The sequence below is a fragment of the Cupriavidus oxalaticus genome, assembly GCF_016894385.1.
Classification (GTDB): domain Bacteria; phylum Pseudomonadota; class Gammaproteobacteria; order Burkholderiales; family Burkholderiaceae; genus Cupriavidus; species Cupriavidus oxalaticus.
Genome location: NZ_CP069811.1, coordinates 1,730,187 through 1,743,344, shown reverse-complemented (window position 1 = coordinate 1,743,344; position 13,158 = coordinate 1,730,187). Strand labels below are relative to the sequence as shown.

Below are 13,158 nucleotides of genomic sequence, written 5' to 3'. Positions count from 1 at the left end.
CAGAGCGCGGCGCTGCAGGTACCGGCACGGCAAGCGGAGACGACAATGGACCATCGAGACAACCGGCGCGGACAACCCTGGCACGAAAGCGCCGTGCCGGACACCGACATGCGCAGCCACTACGTGGGCGCCTATGGCGTCTACGACTATGACAAGCCGGTGGACCCCGGCGAGTTCGGCGGCACGCACGGCTGGGAGCCAGGCAGCGCGCCAGACGCCCGCGCCCGGCAAGCGCCGCGCGGGCGGGATCCTTACCGCCAGTTCACCGGCTACAACGAGCGCATGGACCTGTATCGTGGCGGCCCGCGCCAGGCGCGCCCCGTACACCCGGTAGGCCCGCGCAACTACCAGCGCAGCGATGCGCGCATCCTCGAGGACCTGTGCGAGCAGCTCGCGCGCAGCGCCCGGCTGGAGGTCGAAGATGTCGAGGTGCGGGTGGAACAGGGCGTGGTCACCCTGGAGGGCTGCGTGCCCCGTCGCCAGCAGAAGTACCGGATCGAAGATATCGCGGACGAGATCTATGGCGTCAAGGAGGTGGTCAACCACTTGCGCGTGGTGCGTGGCGATGCGGCGCATCCGGGCCATGGCATGCGCATGTACTGACGCCGCAGGGTCACGCATGCAGGATCCCTCCGATACACGGCCAGCCAATCCGCGCGGCACCGCTGCCACCGCCGCTGACGTCGAGCTGCAGGCCGCGCTGTGCGCGCGGCTGTGGGACAGCGGCCTCGATGTCAGCGAGATCGCGCTGAACGTCGCAGACGGGTGCGTCACCATCGAAGGCGCGATCGGCACGCTGGCCGATCGCGAGGCGGTCGAGGCGCGCATCCGCGCGGCCGGCGGCGTGCGAGAGGTCGTCAACCACGTCAGCGTGGCGCCGGACCGCACCGGCGGGTAGGCGCAACGCGAGGCCGCCGCCGGCACAGCGGCATGGCGATCCGGCGTCGGAGCCGAAGGCGCCAGAACATCCCGCAAACAGCCTTTATAGCCCGGACGGCCAGGTCTCCGGCGCGCCCGGCGCCGGCCTGGCCGGCAAGGCCGGGACCGCACGCGTGCGGTCGAACCACAGCAGCGCGTCGAATTGCCGCGGCAGTGTCGCGCGCGCATAGTGGCTCTGCAATTCCGTTTCGGGCCGGTAGATGACGCCGATGAAGCGCTCCTGCCGCGGCGGCAGCAACACGGTGCGGGCGTCGTCGAGCACGCCGCTGCGCGCGCCCCGCAAGTCGAGCCAGCATTGCGCGTGCCCGGCCTGGTGGAACAGGTCTTCGTAGCTGCCGGGCCGCCCGGGCCGCACGGTCTTGATTTCCATCTGGCCATCCCACCAGGTCGCGGCGGCCACCGTGCCGGCGTAGGTGCTCAGGCCGACCAGTGCCGCGGCATCGCCGAAGGTCTCGCGGCACAGCTGCCCGATATTGAGCTGGCCGTTCGCGCTGCCCATTTCGGTGTGCGAGGCATCGCCGATGTGAGAGTTGTGCGCCCACACCACGGCGCGCGAATCGGGCCCGTGCGCCTGCAGCAGCTGCGCCAGCGTCTCGAACATGTGCGTGTCGCGCAGGTTCCAGCTGTCGTCGCTGCCGTGGTACATCACGCGGTAGTAGCGCTCTGCCGATGCCACCAGCCGCGCGTTCTGCGCGGCATCCAGGTAGTCTTCATGGCCGGCACGGGCGTAGGCGAGACGCTTGTCGAGCAGCTCCTGCAATTGCGCGATGACGGCGTCTTCGCAGTCTTCATGGGTGCCGTGCAGAACGGCGCGGCCATAGCGCGCCGGGTCCCGTCCCCACGGTTCCAGGCAGGCGTAGCGCTCGCGCGCCGCGCGCGCGGCTTCGGGATCGACGCTGTCCAGGTAGGCCAGCACCGCCGCCATGGAGGCACGCAGGCTGTAGATGTCGAGCCCGAAGAAGCCGGCGCGCTGCGCCGGGGCCAGGGCCGCGTTGTGCGCGTGCAGCCAGCGGATAAAGCGCGCCACTTCGAGATTGCGCCACATCCACACCGGGAAACGCGTGAACGCTTCGGCCGGCGCTTCTGCGGACTGCGCCGGCTGCGCGGGCCGGCCGCGGACATGGCGGTCGACCGCCGCGGCGTCGGGCCAGTCCGCTTCCACCGCGACGATGCGGAAACCGTGGCGCGCCACCAGTTGCGCCGTCAGCGCGGCGCGCGCGTGGTAGAACTCCGCGGTACCGTGCGTGCTTTCGCCAAGCAGCACCACCCGGTGCGCAGCGAGCGCTTCCGCCTGCACCGCAAGTGCATTGGAGAAGGGACCGGAGAAGGGGCTCTGCGCCGGGTCGTCGACCTGCGGCAACGGCACCGCCGCGGCTGCGATCGCGGCAGCTGCCTTCAGATCGTTGGGGTCGCTGCGGTCGTTCCGGTGCGCTGGCATTGATGCGCCTGCGCAGGAGCCTGCGCAGGATCAGGCGCCGGAGGCGTTATCCGGCGAGACCGGGCTTAGCCCGGTATGGTGCGTGGATCGTGGCCGAAGCTGTTGCGCGAGCGGATCTGGCCATCGCGGCCATGGACCAGCAGCTCGACATGCTCGCGCTGCGCCTGCGTGGTCGCGGCGGCGATGGCTTCTTCCTGGGTGTCGTGGTGGGATTCGGCGTAGCGGGCGCCTTCATGGATGACGTCCCAGCCGTCCCGATGCGGCACAACGTGTATGCTGGTGCCCATTTTGCTGTCTCCTTGGCTGTCGATGCCTTTATTGTGGGCGATGTACGGCGGCTGTCTATCCGGCGGTGTCTGACAGGCCGGAGCGCACACGGAGGGCAGCAAGCCCGACTTTTGCACGGAAATTTCTGGTTATTTGGCGCCCCTCTTGTAAGCTGGACTTGGATCGCATTAGAGGAGCGGACCATGCGTGCAAGATTTGCCAGGGGACTGACGCAGTCGCCGGTGACCGTGGTGGCCCGGGCGTTCGACGGAGAATCGGTGCGGGCCCCCCAGGTTGGCGACCTGGTGACCGTGTACAGCCAGGACCAGGACACCGAATTCAATATCCGCCTGTGCGAGGCCGTCGAGCCCGGCCGCTGGCGCGGCGTGGTCTACGCGATCGGCCGCGGACAGGACGTGCTGGTGACGGCCGAAGGGCTGGAGATCGATGATGTGGTCGAGGTGATGCGCGAGGAGATCGCGCAGGTCATTCCCTGCGGCCGGTCCCACTGAACGACTGAACGCCGCACCCGCGCGGGTGCGGACATTCCGGTTTGAAGACACCCCGTTGCAGGCCCTCCCGCAGGTTAATCCTGCCGGGCCTGGCGGGATCCTTGCGCGGGCTGGCGCGGCACGCCCAGCCACATCGCGAGCCCGCTGGCAAGCAGCAATGCCGCCAGCAGCAACAGTGCATGGTCGAGGCTGCCGGTGCGGGTCTTGATCTGCCCGATCACCCACGGGCTGACGATGCCGCTGGTGATGCCGACGCTGCTGATCATGGCGATGCCGGCCGCGGCGCCCGCGCCGGGCAGGTAGCTGGGCGGCAGCGACCAGAACACCGGCAGCGCGGCAAAGATCAGCACGGCGGCAACCGAGAGGATCGCCAGCATCATGGCCAGGCTGGACGGGTGCAGCGTGAGCGCGGCCAGCGCCAGCGCGCCGCCGGCGGTGCACAGCAGGAAATGGCGGTGGCGCTCGCCGGTGCGGTCCGAATGGCGCGCGATCAGGATCAGCCCGACCGCGCCGACGGCATTGGGCACTACCGAATACAGGCTGACCGACATCACATCGGTGATGCCGAAGTCGCGGATGATCAGCGGCATCCAGAAGCTCAGCGCGAGCGAGCCGCACGTCAGCGAAAAATAGATAAAGGCGAACAGGTACACGCGCGGGTTGCGCAGCACCTGGCGCAGCGCTTGCAGCGAATGGCCGCCTGAATGGCCGCCTGAATGGCCGCCTTTCCCTGCATCGGCGGCGTTGGCCGCCTCGCCCCTCGCGGCGCGGGTCAGGTAAGCGCGCTCGCCGGCGCTGAGCCAGCGGGCCTGTTCCGGACCGTCCACCAGGCAGCGTGCGGCAATCAGCCCCAGGAAGACCGCGGGCGCACCTTCGATCGCGAACATCCATTTCCAGCCCTGCAGGCCGAGCACGCCGGCCATGTCGCGCATGATCCAGCCGGACACCAGGCCGCCGAGCACGCCCGCCACCGCCACGCCGGCAAAGAAGATCGCCATGACCGCGGCGCGGCGCCGCGCCGGGAACCAGTAGGTCAGGTAGAGCACGATGCCGGGGAAGAAGCCTGCCTCGAACACGCCCAGCAGGAAGCGCAGCGTGTAGAACTGCGCCGGTGTCGACACGGCCATCATGCCCACCGAAGCCAGGCCCCACAGCACCATGATGCGCGTGAAGGTGCGGCGCGCGCCGAAGCGCGCCAGCAGCATGTTGCTGGGCACCTCGCACAGCACGTAGCCGACGTAGAAGATCGCGGCGCCCAGCCCGTACATGGCGTCGCTGAAGCCGAGGTCCTGCTTCATCTGCAACTGGGCGAAGCCGATGTTGATGCGGTCCAGGAACGAGACCACGTAGCAGACGAACAGGAACGGGATGATGCGCAGCCACACCTTGCGGTAGAGCGCGTCTTCCTCGCGCGCCGCCAGCACGGGCGAGGCAGTGGTGTTGGCGGGCGTCAGATGCAGGGACGCAAGATCCCCTGAGACCGGATGGCTCATGCTGTTTGTCTCCGTATGTGGGTGGCTGCGGTTGTTGCGTCGGGGTGGTTGCAGCCAGGGAATGGCGCCGCCGGGCGCGTCTGTTGCGCGTTAGCTGGCGGACCCGGGTCAGGCCAGGGAAAGAGCGGGGTAGGGCGCGGCGTGGCCGCGCCCGTGCCGTGTCAGGCTGCCGGCGCCGCGGCGCGCGGCATGTCGGCCACGCCTTCGCGAGCCGCCTGCAGCGCGGCCAGCAGCACGTCGTGGTCGCCGATATGGTTGGCCAGCAGCAGGATCAGCTGCGCGTTGGCGGCCTGGCTCTGGGCGTCGTCAAGATCGCGGTGCATCTCGATCAGCGCTTCGTAGAAATCGTCGGGCCGGGCGAGGTTGGGTTGGGTATTGAGGGTGGCGGGCATGTTGTCGTCTCCTGTTCTCGTGCTGTCCGGCGTGATTCAGGCAGCGATCCGGCCAGGGGCCGGCGCGGCCAGGCCGACTCCGGTGGCGCGCGCCAGCGCAGCGCGGATCGCTGCAGGGTCGGCGCGGCGCCAGCGCGCGCACACATGCTGGTCGGGACGCACCAGGTAGCAGGTGCCGGGCGCGGCGCCGTAGCGGGCCGCGGCCAGGCCCTGGTCGTCGCGCAGCACGGTGGCGTTGGAACAGGTCATCGCCGGCTGCGCCGCGTCCGTGACGTAGACCAGCCGCAGCGGCACGTTGCCTTGCCTGAGCGCGGACAGGTCCGCCAGCGTGGCGGCGTCGATGGCATCGGGATTGCCGAACAGCAGCACGGTGAAATCCTGCCCCAGGTGCGACAGCAGCCAGCCGGCACCTTGCGGCCCGGATACCGGCGCGTCGGCGCAGACCGCGCCGGGCACCATGCCGCCGGCATACCCGTCATCGGCATCGCCGGTGTTCAGCGGCGAGCCGTGCAGCACCGCCGGCACCGACAGGCGGCCGCTGTTGACCAGGCCGCGGGCAAAGGCGTGCCGCTTCGACAGCGTCAGCACCGCGTCGCGGAACACCCGGCTGACGGGACTCTTGGGCGTGATGAAGTCGGTGGCGCGGGTCGAGTTCAGCAGGTTCTCGTCGGCGGCGTATTCGCGTTCGCTGGCATAGGTGTCGAGCAGGCTGTCGGCCGCGTGGCCCTGCAGCACGTAGGCCAGCTTCCACGCCAGGTTCTCGGCATCCTGCACGCCGCTGTTGGCACCGCGCGCCCCGAACGGCGAGACGCCGTGCGCCGAGTCGCCGGCGAACAGAATGCTGCCGTGGCGGAAGCTGTCCATGCGCAGGCACGAGAAGGTGTACACGCTGACCCATTCCAGCTCGAACTTCACGTCCTTGCCGAGCAGCGCCTGCACGCGCGGGATCACGCGCTCGGGCGATTTCTCCAGCACCGGGTCGGCATCCCAGCCGAGCTGGAAGTCGATGCGCCAGACATTGTCCGGCTGGCGGTGCAGCAGCACCGACTGGTTGGGGTGGAAGGGCGGATCGAACCAGAACCAGCGCTCGCTGGGGAAGTCGGCCTCCATCTTGACGTCGGCGATCAGGAAGCGGTCGCGGAAGGTGCGGCCCTTGCTGTCCAGGCCGAGCAGCTTGCGCATCGGGCTGCGCGAACCGTCGGCCGCCACCACGTAACGCGCGGCCAGCGGGTAGCAGCCTTCAGGCGTCTCGACGGACAGCACAGCGCCGTCCGTGCGCTGCTCCAGCCCGACCACCTTGTTGTGCCACCGGATCTCGATATTGGGCAGCGCCTGCGCGCGTTCCAGCAGGTAGCCTTCAACGTAGTACTGCTGCAGGTTGATAAAGGCCGGGCGGCGGTGGCCGCTTTCCGGCAGCAGGTCGAAGCTGTAGACCTGCTGGTCGCGCAGGAACACCTTGCCGACGCTCCAGCTCACGCCCTTTTCCACCATGCGCTCGCCGCAGCCCAGCCGGTCGAAGATGTCCAGCGTGCGCTTGGCGAAGCAGATGGCGCGCGAACCGGTGGACAGCGTGCAGTCGTCGTCGACCAGCACCACGCGCACGCCGCGCTGCGCCAGGTCGATGGCGGTGGCCAGCCCGATCGGACCGGCACCCACCACCACGACAGGATGGACCGGGCCATCCGCCTGCCCGGCACGCTGTTCCGCGCAGGGTTGGTACTCAAACGACAACCGCTGGTAGTCGATGCTGCTCATGCCTGTCTCTCCATCCAACTCTGTGTTGCTTCGTTGCCCGACTTGTTATGGGTCTTTGTCGCTCAGTCCTGCAGCGCGGCCCACATTTCCTTGTCGCGCTGCGCGGTCCAGATGCGCGGGTGGCGGATGCCGCTGGCCTCGTCATAGGCGCGCGAAACGTCGAACGGCAGGCAGTGCTCGTAGATGAAGACATGGCCGAACTTCGGATCCATGGCCTGGCGCGTATGCGCCATCGCGGCCTTCAGGTCGAGCTTCTCGGCCACCGCTTCCTTGCCCGACTGGAACAGCGTGGTGACGAAGTCCTTGGTGTAGGCGAGGCCCTTCTTCACCTCTTCCGGCGTGGTCAGCGCGGGGCCGCGGCCCGGAACCAGCTTTTCGGGGTTGAGCGCCTGCAGCGCGTCGAGCGTGGCGGGCCATTCTTCGAGCTGGGCGTCGCCGCAATAGCAGGCGGCGTCGTACTCGACCAGGTCGCCGGAGAACAGCACCTTCTGCTGCGGCAGCCAGACCACGGTGTCGCCCTTGGTGTGGCCCGAGCCCAGGTGGGCGATGCGCACTTCCAGCTTGCCGAGGAACAGCGTGATTTCCTTGTCGAACACCAGCGTCGGCCAGGTCAGGCCGGGCACGGTCTCGACGCCGGCGAACAGGCGCGGGAAGCGCTCGATCTCGGACTTCATGTCGGCCTCGCCGCGCTCGACGATCATTTCCCACGTGCCGCGGCTGGCGATGATTTGCTGCGCACCTTCGGCGAAGTAGGCCGATGCGCCCAGCACGCGCACTGCGTGGTAGTGCGACAGCACCACGTACTTGATGGGCTTGTCGGTGATGGTGCGGATGCGCGCGATCAGGTCCTGCGCCATCGCCGGCGTGGCGGTGGTGTCGACGATCATCACGCCGTCGTCGCCGATGATCACGCCGGAATTGGGGTCGCCCTCGGCGGTGTAGGCCCAGGCATTCTCGGACAGCTGGGTGAAGGTGACTTGCTTGGCTTCGAGGTCGGCCTGGGATGCGAATGCCTTGGACATGGCGTCTTTCCTTTGTGTGTGGGGGAGGCAAGACGGCGCGTGCGCGCGGCGGGTGTGCCGCATTCGGGGCTGGCGGCACGGGCTGTCTCGCCCCCGTTTCTATTGGTCTTCCACGCGGCGGTGCCGGCGTGTTGCGACGGGGTAGTGCAATCTTAGGAAAGACCGTTGAATTAATCAATAGCTAATTCGTTCGTCTATAACAAATAACGGTGCGGCCACGAGACCAACGGACCGGGTGCCGCTCGATTGCGGGTTTACCCCGATTCGAGGGCGCGTGGATGGCGTTCGATTAATATCCGGGTTTTCCGATCACACAAGGTGGCGATGGCCAGGGGCAAGGCAACCGGCGCGGCCGGCAAGGCTGAACAGGAAGGGAAGCCGGAAAAGGCTGACAAGGCCCAGCGCGGCATCCAGAGCGTGGAAGTCGGCGGCCGGCTGCTGGCCGCGCTGGCGGCGGCGCGCGTGCCGATGCCGCTGGCCGCGCTGGCCGAGGCCGCGCAGCTGGCGCCGGCGCAGGCGCATGCCTACCTGGTCAGCCTGACGCGCCTGGGCCTGCTCAAGCGCGACCATGTCTCCGGCCGCTACGAGCCCGGCCCGCTATCGCTGCAGCTGGGCATGCTGCGCCTGGAGCAGGATCCGGCCTACCGCGCCGCGCTGCCGCGCGTCGACGCGCTGGCGCGGTCGTCGGGCTTCAGCGTGGCCATCAGCATCGCCGGGCCGCAGGGGCCGACCATCGTGCGCTACGTGCCCGCCAGCGCGCCGCTGCACGTGAACCTGCACGTGGGCACGGTGATGGCGCTGGCGGCCACCGCCACCGGCCGCGTCTACTGTGCGTTCCGGCCGCCGGCGCAGTGGCAGCCGCTGTGGCGCACGCAGCAGCCGGACGCCACCGACGCTCAACTGGCGGACTTCAGTGCTGCGCTGGAGGAGATCCGCGAGCGCGGCATCGAGCGCAGCATCGACACGCCCAGCCCCGCGGTCAGCAGCCTCGGCGTGCCGGTGCTGGACGCTGCCGGGACGCTGCGGCTGGTGCTGACGCTGGTTGGCTCGACCGGCGCCATCGACGTCGACTGGAACGGCACCGCCGCACGCGCGCTGCTGGCAGCAGCGGCTGATATCGCAGCGATCCTGAGTGCGGAAGGCGAGGAAGAGGAAAGCCCGGCATGACCCCGACCCGCATACCCGACCCGGACGGCACCGCCGGCCCGGATGCCGACGCCGAGGGCGGCAAGCCGCAGCGCGGCATCCAGTCCCTCGACAGCACCGGCCAGCTGCTGGGCGCGCTGGTCGCGGCGGGCCGTCCGCTGACCTTGCGCGACCTCGCGCTGGCTGCCGGCATGCCCGCCGCCAAGGCCTTCCCGCACCTGGTCAGCCTGCAGAAGACCGGACTGCTCGCGCGCGATGCCGCCGGCAACTACCTGTGCGGCCCGCTGGGGCTGGAGCTCGGCCTGGTCGCGCTGCAGCGGCTGTCGCCGACGCGCGAGGCCGAGCCCGAGGTGATCGAACTGGCCGGCACCACTGGCCTGAGCGTGGCCATGGCCGTGCTGGGCCCGATGGGTCCGACCGTGGTCAGGCTGGAGGAATCGGCGCGGCCGCAGCATGTCAGCCTGCGCGTCGGCACGGTGCTGTCGCTGGTCCATACCGCGATCGGCCGTACCGTGGCCGCGCATCTGCCGGGCAACGTGCTCGCCGGGCTGCTGCAGACCGACTACCTGCGCATGGCCGGCGCTGCCGTCGGGCAGGTGCTGGGGGAAGACGGAAATCTCACGACCGACTACGCCGCCCGCCTGGCACAGGTGCGCGAGGCGCAGATCGACAACGCGCTGAGCCACCCGGTGCCGGGCATCGATACGCTGGCGGTGCCGGTGTTCGACCACACCGGCAGCCTGGCGCTGGTGATCGCGGTGATGGGATCGAGCGGAAGCTTCGACAGCGGCACCGAGGGCGCGCCCGCCGCGCTGGTGCGGCAGGCGGCGCGGCGGTTGTCGTGGCGCTTCGGCGCGTTGCGCGGCGCGGCCGGCTGAGCCGGCCGCTTGGTCCGGCCGCTTGGTCCGGCCGCTTGGTCCGGCCGCTTACTGGTCCAGCCGGATATTGGCGGACTTGATCAGCCCGTCCCACTTCTCGTACTGCGCGCGGATATAGCTGCCGAACTGCGCGGGCGTGGCCGGAAACGGCACCGTGCCCTGGCTCGCGAGCTTCGCCGACAGGTCCGGCTGCTTGAGCGCGGCAACGATCTCGCCGTTGAGCCGGTCGATCACGGCCTTGGGCGTGCCGGCCGGCGCCGCCACGCCGAACCACGCCGTCAGTTCATAGTTGGGCACGCCCGCGGCGGCCAGCGTTGGCACGCCCGGCAGCTGTTCCGAGGGCTTCTGCGTGGTCACCGCCAGCGCGCGCACGCGGTTGTCGCGGATGTACGGCAGCGCGGTGGAAACGCTGTCGAACATCATCGTGATGCGGCCGCCGATCAGGTCCGTCATCGACGCGGCGCTGCCCTTGTACGGAATGTGCGCGATATTGACACCGGCGAGGTGCGTGAACAGCTCGCCCGCCAGGTGCGACGACGAGCCGTTGCCGAACGAGCCATAGGTCAGCTTGCCCGGCTCCTTGCGCGCCAGCGCCAGCAGTTCCTGCACGTTGCGCGCCGGCACCGATGGATGCACCACCAGCACGTTGGGCAGGTAGGCCACGGATGCGACCGGGGCGAAATCCTTGAGCGGGTCGTAGCCGGGCCTGGCGTACAGGCTCTTGTTGACGGCCAGCGAGCCGAAGGTGCCGAACAGCAGCGTGTAGCCGTCGGCCGGGGCGCGCGCCACGGCGATGGCCGCCAGGTTGCCGCCGGCGCCGGGCCGGTTGTCGATCACCACCGGCTGGTGCAGCCGCGCCGACAGGGCATTGCCGATCTCGCGCGCCAGCAGGTCGGTCGCGCCGCCGGGCGGGAAGGGCACCACCAGCCGGACCGGCTTGTCCGGGTAGTCCGCCATTGCGGTGCCTGCCGCCGTGGCGGCGAATGCCAACAGCAGCCCGCTGGCTGCACGCCTGATCCAACCCTGCATCGCTGTCTCCTCCAAGTGTTTTCTGGCGATGGAACGGGCCTCAGTGTGTCGCAGCGCAAGCGGGTGCGGGTTTGGCTTTGGCGAAGGTGGCCTTCCGCCGCCGGCACGGGGTGCAGTGGGCGGTTGCGGGGCAACTCATTCGGGCCGCTGCAGGCGCGCGATGGTGCCGAACAGCGTTTCCAGCTCCACCGGCTTGACCAGGTGCGCATCGAACCCCGCGCGCTCGCTCTGCTGCCGGTCGGCAGGCTGGCCGAAGCCGGTCAGCGCGACGTAGCGGGTCTGTCCGGTGCCGGCCACGCCGCGCATGGCGCGCACCACCTCGAAGCCGTCCATGCCCGGCATGGCCAGGTCGATCAGCGCGATATGCGGGCGGCAGCGCGGCGCCACGTGCAGCGCTTCGACGCCATCGTAGGCGATGGTCACGTCGTAGCCGCACATTTCCAGCAGCATCGCCAGGCTGTCGGCGGCATCGCGGTTGTCGTCGACCAGCAGGATGCGCTGTGCCTGCAGCACGATGCTGGCCTGGCCACCGGCTGCGGCGTGCGGGGGCTGCATCGTGGCGGCTTCGTGCGCCACCGGCAGCGGCAGCCGCAGCGTGAAGGTGCTGCCCATGCCCGGCCCGGCGCTGGCCGCGGCAATGGTGCCGCCATGCAGTTCCACCAGCGCGCGGCACAGCGACAGGCCGATGCCCAGCCCGCCCTGCACATCGGTGCCGGGGCGGCTTTCCTGCACGAACATGTTGAAGATGTCTTCCAGCGATTGCGGCGCGATGCCGCGGCCCTGGTCGATCACCTGTACCAGAAGGGTACGTTTCTGCACGGCGGTGACGATGCTGATGGTCGTCTGCGCCGGCGAGAACTTCGACGCATTCAGGATCAGGTTCTGCATCACCTGCACCAGCCGGGTCCTGTCGGCGTGCATCGGGATCGACGCGGCGTGGGTCTGCACCGCGACGCGCTGCGACTTGGCCTCGAGCGAAGGCCGTGCCGCCTCGGCGGCGAGCGCGATGACTTCGTTGAACTCCAGCGGCCCGGTGCGCAGCTCGATGCGCCCGGAGGTGATGCGGCCGATGTCGAGCAGGTCGTCGACCAGCCGGCTCAGGTGCGTGACCTGGCGTTCGATCAGGCTCAGGCTCTTGTCGGCCAGCGCCGGGTTGCCGGGCGCGAGCCGCATCGCCGCCAGCGCACTGTGCAGCGGCGCCAGCGGATTGCGCAGCTCGTGCGACAGCGTGGCCAGGAATTCGCTCATGCGCTGGCTGGAGCGCTCCAGCTCTTCGTTGCGGCGGCGCTCGCTCATGTCGCGGGTGACCTTGGCAAAACCGCGGAGCGCGCGCGATTCGTCGTAGACGGCGGTCAGCGTGACGTTGGCCCAGAACAGCGAACCGTCCTTGCGCACGCGCCAGCCCTGGTCCTCGACGCGGCCGGCGCGCCGGGCCTGCTCAAGCAGCCGCCCCGGCTTGCCGGCGGCAATGTCGTCGGGCGAATAGAACACCGAGAAATGCCGGCCCAGGATCTCGTCGCGGCGGTAGCCCTTGATGTATGAGGCGCCGGAGTTCCAGCTGACGATATTGCCGGCGGGATCGAGCATGAAGACCGCGTAGTCCTTCACGCCCTCCACCAGCAGCCGCAGCGTTTCCTCGCTCTGGCGCAGGGCTTCGGCGGTGCGGCGCTGCGCGGTCATGTCGCGGGTCACCTTGCCGAAGCCGATCAGCTTGCCGTCGGGATCCCTGAGCGCCGTGATCACCACATTGGCCCAGAAGCGGCTGCCGTCCTTGCGCACGCGCCAGCCTTCGTCCTCGAAGCGCCCGAGCTCGGCGGCGGCCTTGAGCTCGGCATCCGGCCAGTGCCGTGCCACGGCGTCGGGCGTGTAGAAGGTCGAGAAGTGCTTGCCCAGGATCTCTTCGCGCGTATAGCCCTTGATGCGTGCCGCGCCCTTGTTCCAGCTCGACACATGCCCGGTCACATCGAGTGTGAAGATGGCGTAGTCCTGCACGGACTCGACCAGGGTCCGGTAGGGCGCGTCGCTGGGCGCGCTGGCTTGCGCCTCGCGGGGCGACGCCTGTGCGGCCGGGCCGTCGGCGCCGGCGGGGGCTTTCTTCATGGCGAAATCCGGGTTCGCTGCTGCCGGCTTGCCGGCGTTGTCCGGAAGCGCGCGCCGTGGCGCGGCGCCGCTTGTCCCGTAAGCATACCCCGCCCCGCGCCGAAGCAGGCGGGCGCCGGCGCCTGCGCGCTCGGAAGCTTCGAAGGGTGATTCGGAATATACAGATTGTTACGCGGTGCGTGATTCA

General features: G+C 69.4%; 13 protein-coding genes. 5 read left to right on the top strand and 8 right to left on the bottom strand.

The window, feature by feature from the left end; all coding sequences use genetic code 11:
- Positions 1–45: 45 nt before the first annotated feature.
- Together JTE92_RS07695 and JTE92_RS07690 are read left to right on the top strand one after the other, a co-directional pair.
- On the top strand, positions 46–603 hold the full coding sequence (locus JTE92_RS07695) for a BON domain-containing protein (RefSeq protein ID WP_063240581.1): 558 nt from the start codon (positions 46–48) through the stop codon (positions 601–603).
- A gap of 16 nt (positions 604–619) precedes the next feature.
- A complete protein-coding gene (locus JTE92_RS07690) occupies positions 620–898 on the top strand; it encodes a BON domain-containing protein (RefSeq protein ID WP_063240580.1) in 279 nt (92 codons plus the stop codon).
- Between the two features lie 84 nt (positions 899–982).
- Here JTE92_RS07690 and JTE92_RS07685 read toward each other — a convergent pair whose 3' ends face one another.
- Complete coding sequence (locus JTE92_RS07685) at positions 983–2,377, bottom strand: erythromycin esterase family protein (protein WP_063240579.1); 1,395 nt, start codon at positions 2,375–2,377, stop codon at positions 983–985.
- A gap of 65 nt (positions 2,378–2,442) precedes the next feature.
- Positions 2,443–2,664, bottom strand: a complete 222-nt coding sequence (locus tag JTE92_RS07680; protein ID WP_063240578.1) for a DUF2188 domain-containing protein — start codon at positions 2,662–2,664, stop codon at positions 2,443–2,445.
- Between the two features lie 183 nt (positions 2,665–2,847).
- Here JTE92_RS07680 and JTE92_RS07675 point away from each other — a divergent pair, with 183 nt between their 5' ends.
- Complete coding sequence (locus JTE92_RS07675) at positions 2,848–3,156, top strand: hypothetical protein (RefSeq protein WP_063240577.1); 309 nt, start codon at positions 2,848–2,850, stop codon at positions 3,154–3,156.
- Positions 3,157–3,230: 74 nt separating this feature from the next.
- Here the strand turns inward: JTE92_RS07675 and JTE92_RS07670 are convergent, their stop codons facing one another.
- The 4 genes from JTE92_RS07670 to JTE92_RS07655 form a co-directional block, all read right to left on the bottom strand.
- On the bottom strand, positions 3,231–4,649 hold the full coding sequence (locus JTE92_RS07670) for an MFS transporter (RefSeq protein WP_063240576.1): 1,419 nt from the start codon (positions 4,647–4,649) through the stop codon (positions 3,231–3,233).
- Between the two features lie 161 nt (positions 4,650–4,810).
- Positions 4,811–5,041, bottom strand: coding sequence for a DUF2783 domain-containing protein (locus JTE92_RS07665; protein WP_063240575.1), 231 nt, complete (start codon positions 5,039–5,041; stop codon positions 4,811–4,813).
- Positions 5,042–5,077: 36 nt separating this feature from the next.
- Positions 5,078–6,796: an FAD-dependent oxidoreductase gene (locus tag JTE92_RS07660; protein WP_063240574.1), complete on the bottom strand. Its 1,719-nt coding sequence runs from the start codon at positions 6,794–6,796 to the stop codon at positions 5,078–5,080.
- 62 nt (positions 6,797–6,858) lie between these two features.
- Complete coding sequence (locus JTE92_RS07655; RefSeq protein ID WP_063240573.1) at positions 6,859–7,818, bottom strand: MBL fold metallo-hydrolase; 960 nt, start codon at positions 7,816–7,818, stop codon at positions 6,859–6,861.
- Positions 7,819–8,142: 324 nt separating this feature from the next.
- Between JTE92_RS07655 and JTE92_RS07650 the strand changes: the two genes are divergently transcribed.
- Positions 8,143–8,985 carry an IclR family transcriptional regulator gene (locus tag JTE92_RS07650; protein WP_063240572.1) on the top strand — a complete coding sequence of 281 codons (843 nt, stop codon included), beginning with the start codon at positions 8,143–8,145 and terminating at the stop codon, positions 8,983–8,985.
- Complete coding sequence (locus JTE92_RS07645; protein WP_063240571.1) at positions 8,982–9,842, top strand: IclR family transcriptional regulator; 861 nt, start codon at positions 8,982–8,984, stop codon at positions 9,840–9,842. The genes JTE92_RS07650 and JTE92_RS07645 overlap by 4 nt, the downstream gene beginning before the upstream one ends.
- 48 nt (positions 9,843–9,890) lie before the next feature.
- Here the strand turns inward: JTE92_RS07645 and JTE92_RS07640 are convergent, their stop codons facing one another.
- Entirely contained in the window at positions 9,891–10,871 is a 981-nt protein-coding gene (locus tag JTE92_RS07640) for a Bug family tripartite tricarboxylate transporter substrate binding protein (RefSeq protein ID WP_063240570.1), read from the bottom strand.
- Positions 10,872–11,006: 135 nt separating this feature from the next.
- Positions 11,007–12,971, bottom strand: coding sequence for a PAS domain-containing hybrid sensor histidine kinase/response regulator (locus JTE92_RS07635; protein WP_063240569.1), 1,965 nt, complete (start codon positions 12,969–12,971; stop codon positions 11,007–11,009).
- Positions 12,972–13,158: the final 187 nt, after the last annotated feature.

Excerpts from the sequence above, each read along its gene's own strand:
- JTE92_RS07660 (WP_063240574.1), bottom strand. The coding sequence starts at position 6,796 with ATGAGCAGCATCGACTACCAGCGGTTGTCGTTTGAGTACCAACCCTGC.
- JTE92_RS07695 (WP_063240581.1), top strand. The coding sequence starts at position 46 with ATGGACCATCGAGACAACCGGCGCGGACAACCCTGGCACGAAAGCGCC.
- JTE92_RS07685 (WP_063240579.1), bottom strand. The coding sequence starts at position 2,377 with ATGCCAGCGCACCGGAACGACCGCAGCGACCCCAACGATCTGAAGGCA.
- JTE92_RS07680 (WP_063240578.1), bottom strand. The coding sequence starts at position 2,664 with ATGGGCACCAGCATACACGTTGTGCCGCATCGGGACGGCTGGGACGTC.
- JTE92_RS07665 (WP_063240575.1), bottom strand. The coding sequence starts at position 5,041 with ATGCCCGCCACCCTCAATACCCAACCCAACCTCGCCCGGCCCGACGAT.
- JTE92_RS07635 (WP_063240569.1), bottom strand. The coding sequence starts at position 12,971 with ATGAAGAAAGCCCCCGCCGGCGCCGACGGCCCGGCCGCACAGGCGTCG.
- JTE92_RS07655 (WP_063240573.1), bottom strand. The coding sequence starts at position 7,818 with ATGTCCAAGGCATTCGCATCCCAGGCCGACCTCGAAGCCAAGCAAGTC.
- JTE92_RS07670 (WP_063240576.1), bottom strand. The coding sequence starts at position 4,649 with ATGAGCCATCCGGTCTCAGGGGATCTTGCGTCCCTGCATCTGACGCCC.
- JTE92_RS07640 (WP_063240570.1), bottom strand. The coding sequence starts at position 10,871 with ATGCAGGGTTGGATCAGGCGTGCAGCCAGCGGGCTGCTGTTGGCATTC.
- JTE92_RS07690 (WP_063240580.1), top strand. The coding sequence starts at position 620 with ATGCAGGATCCCTCCGATACACGGCCAGCCAATCCGCGCGGCACCGCT.
- JTE92_RS07650 (WP_063240572.1), top strand. The coding sequence starts at position 8,143 with ATGGCCAGGGGCAAGGCAACCGGCGCGGCCGGCAAGGCTGAACAGGAA.
- JTE92_RS07645 (WP_063240571.1), top strand. The coding sequence starts at position 8,982 with ATGACCCCGACCCGCATACCCGACCCGGACGGCACCGCCGGCCCGGAT.
- JTE92_RS07675 (WP_063240577.1), top strand. The coding sequence starts at position 2,848 with ATGCGTGCAAGATTTGCCAGGGGACTGACGCAGTCGCCGGTGACCGTG.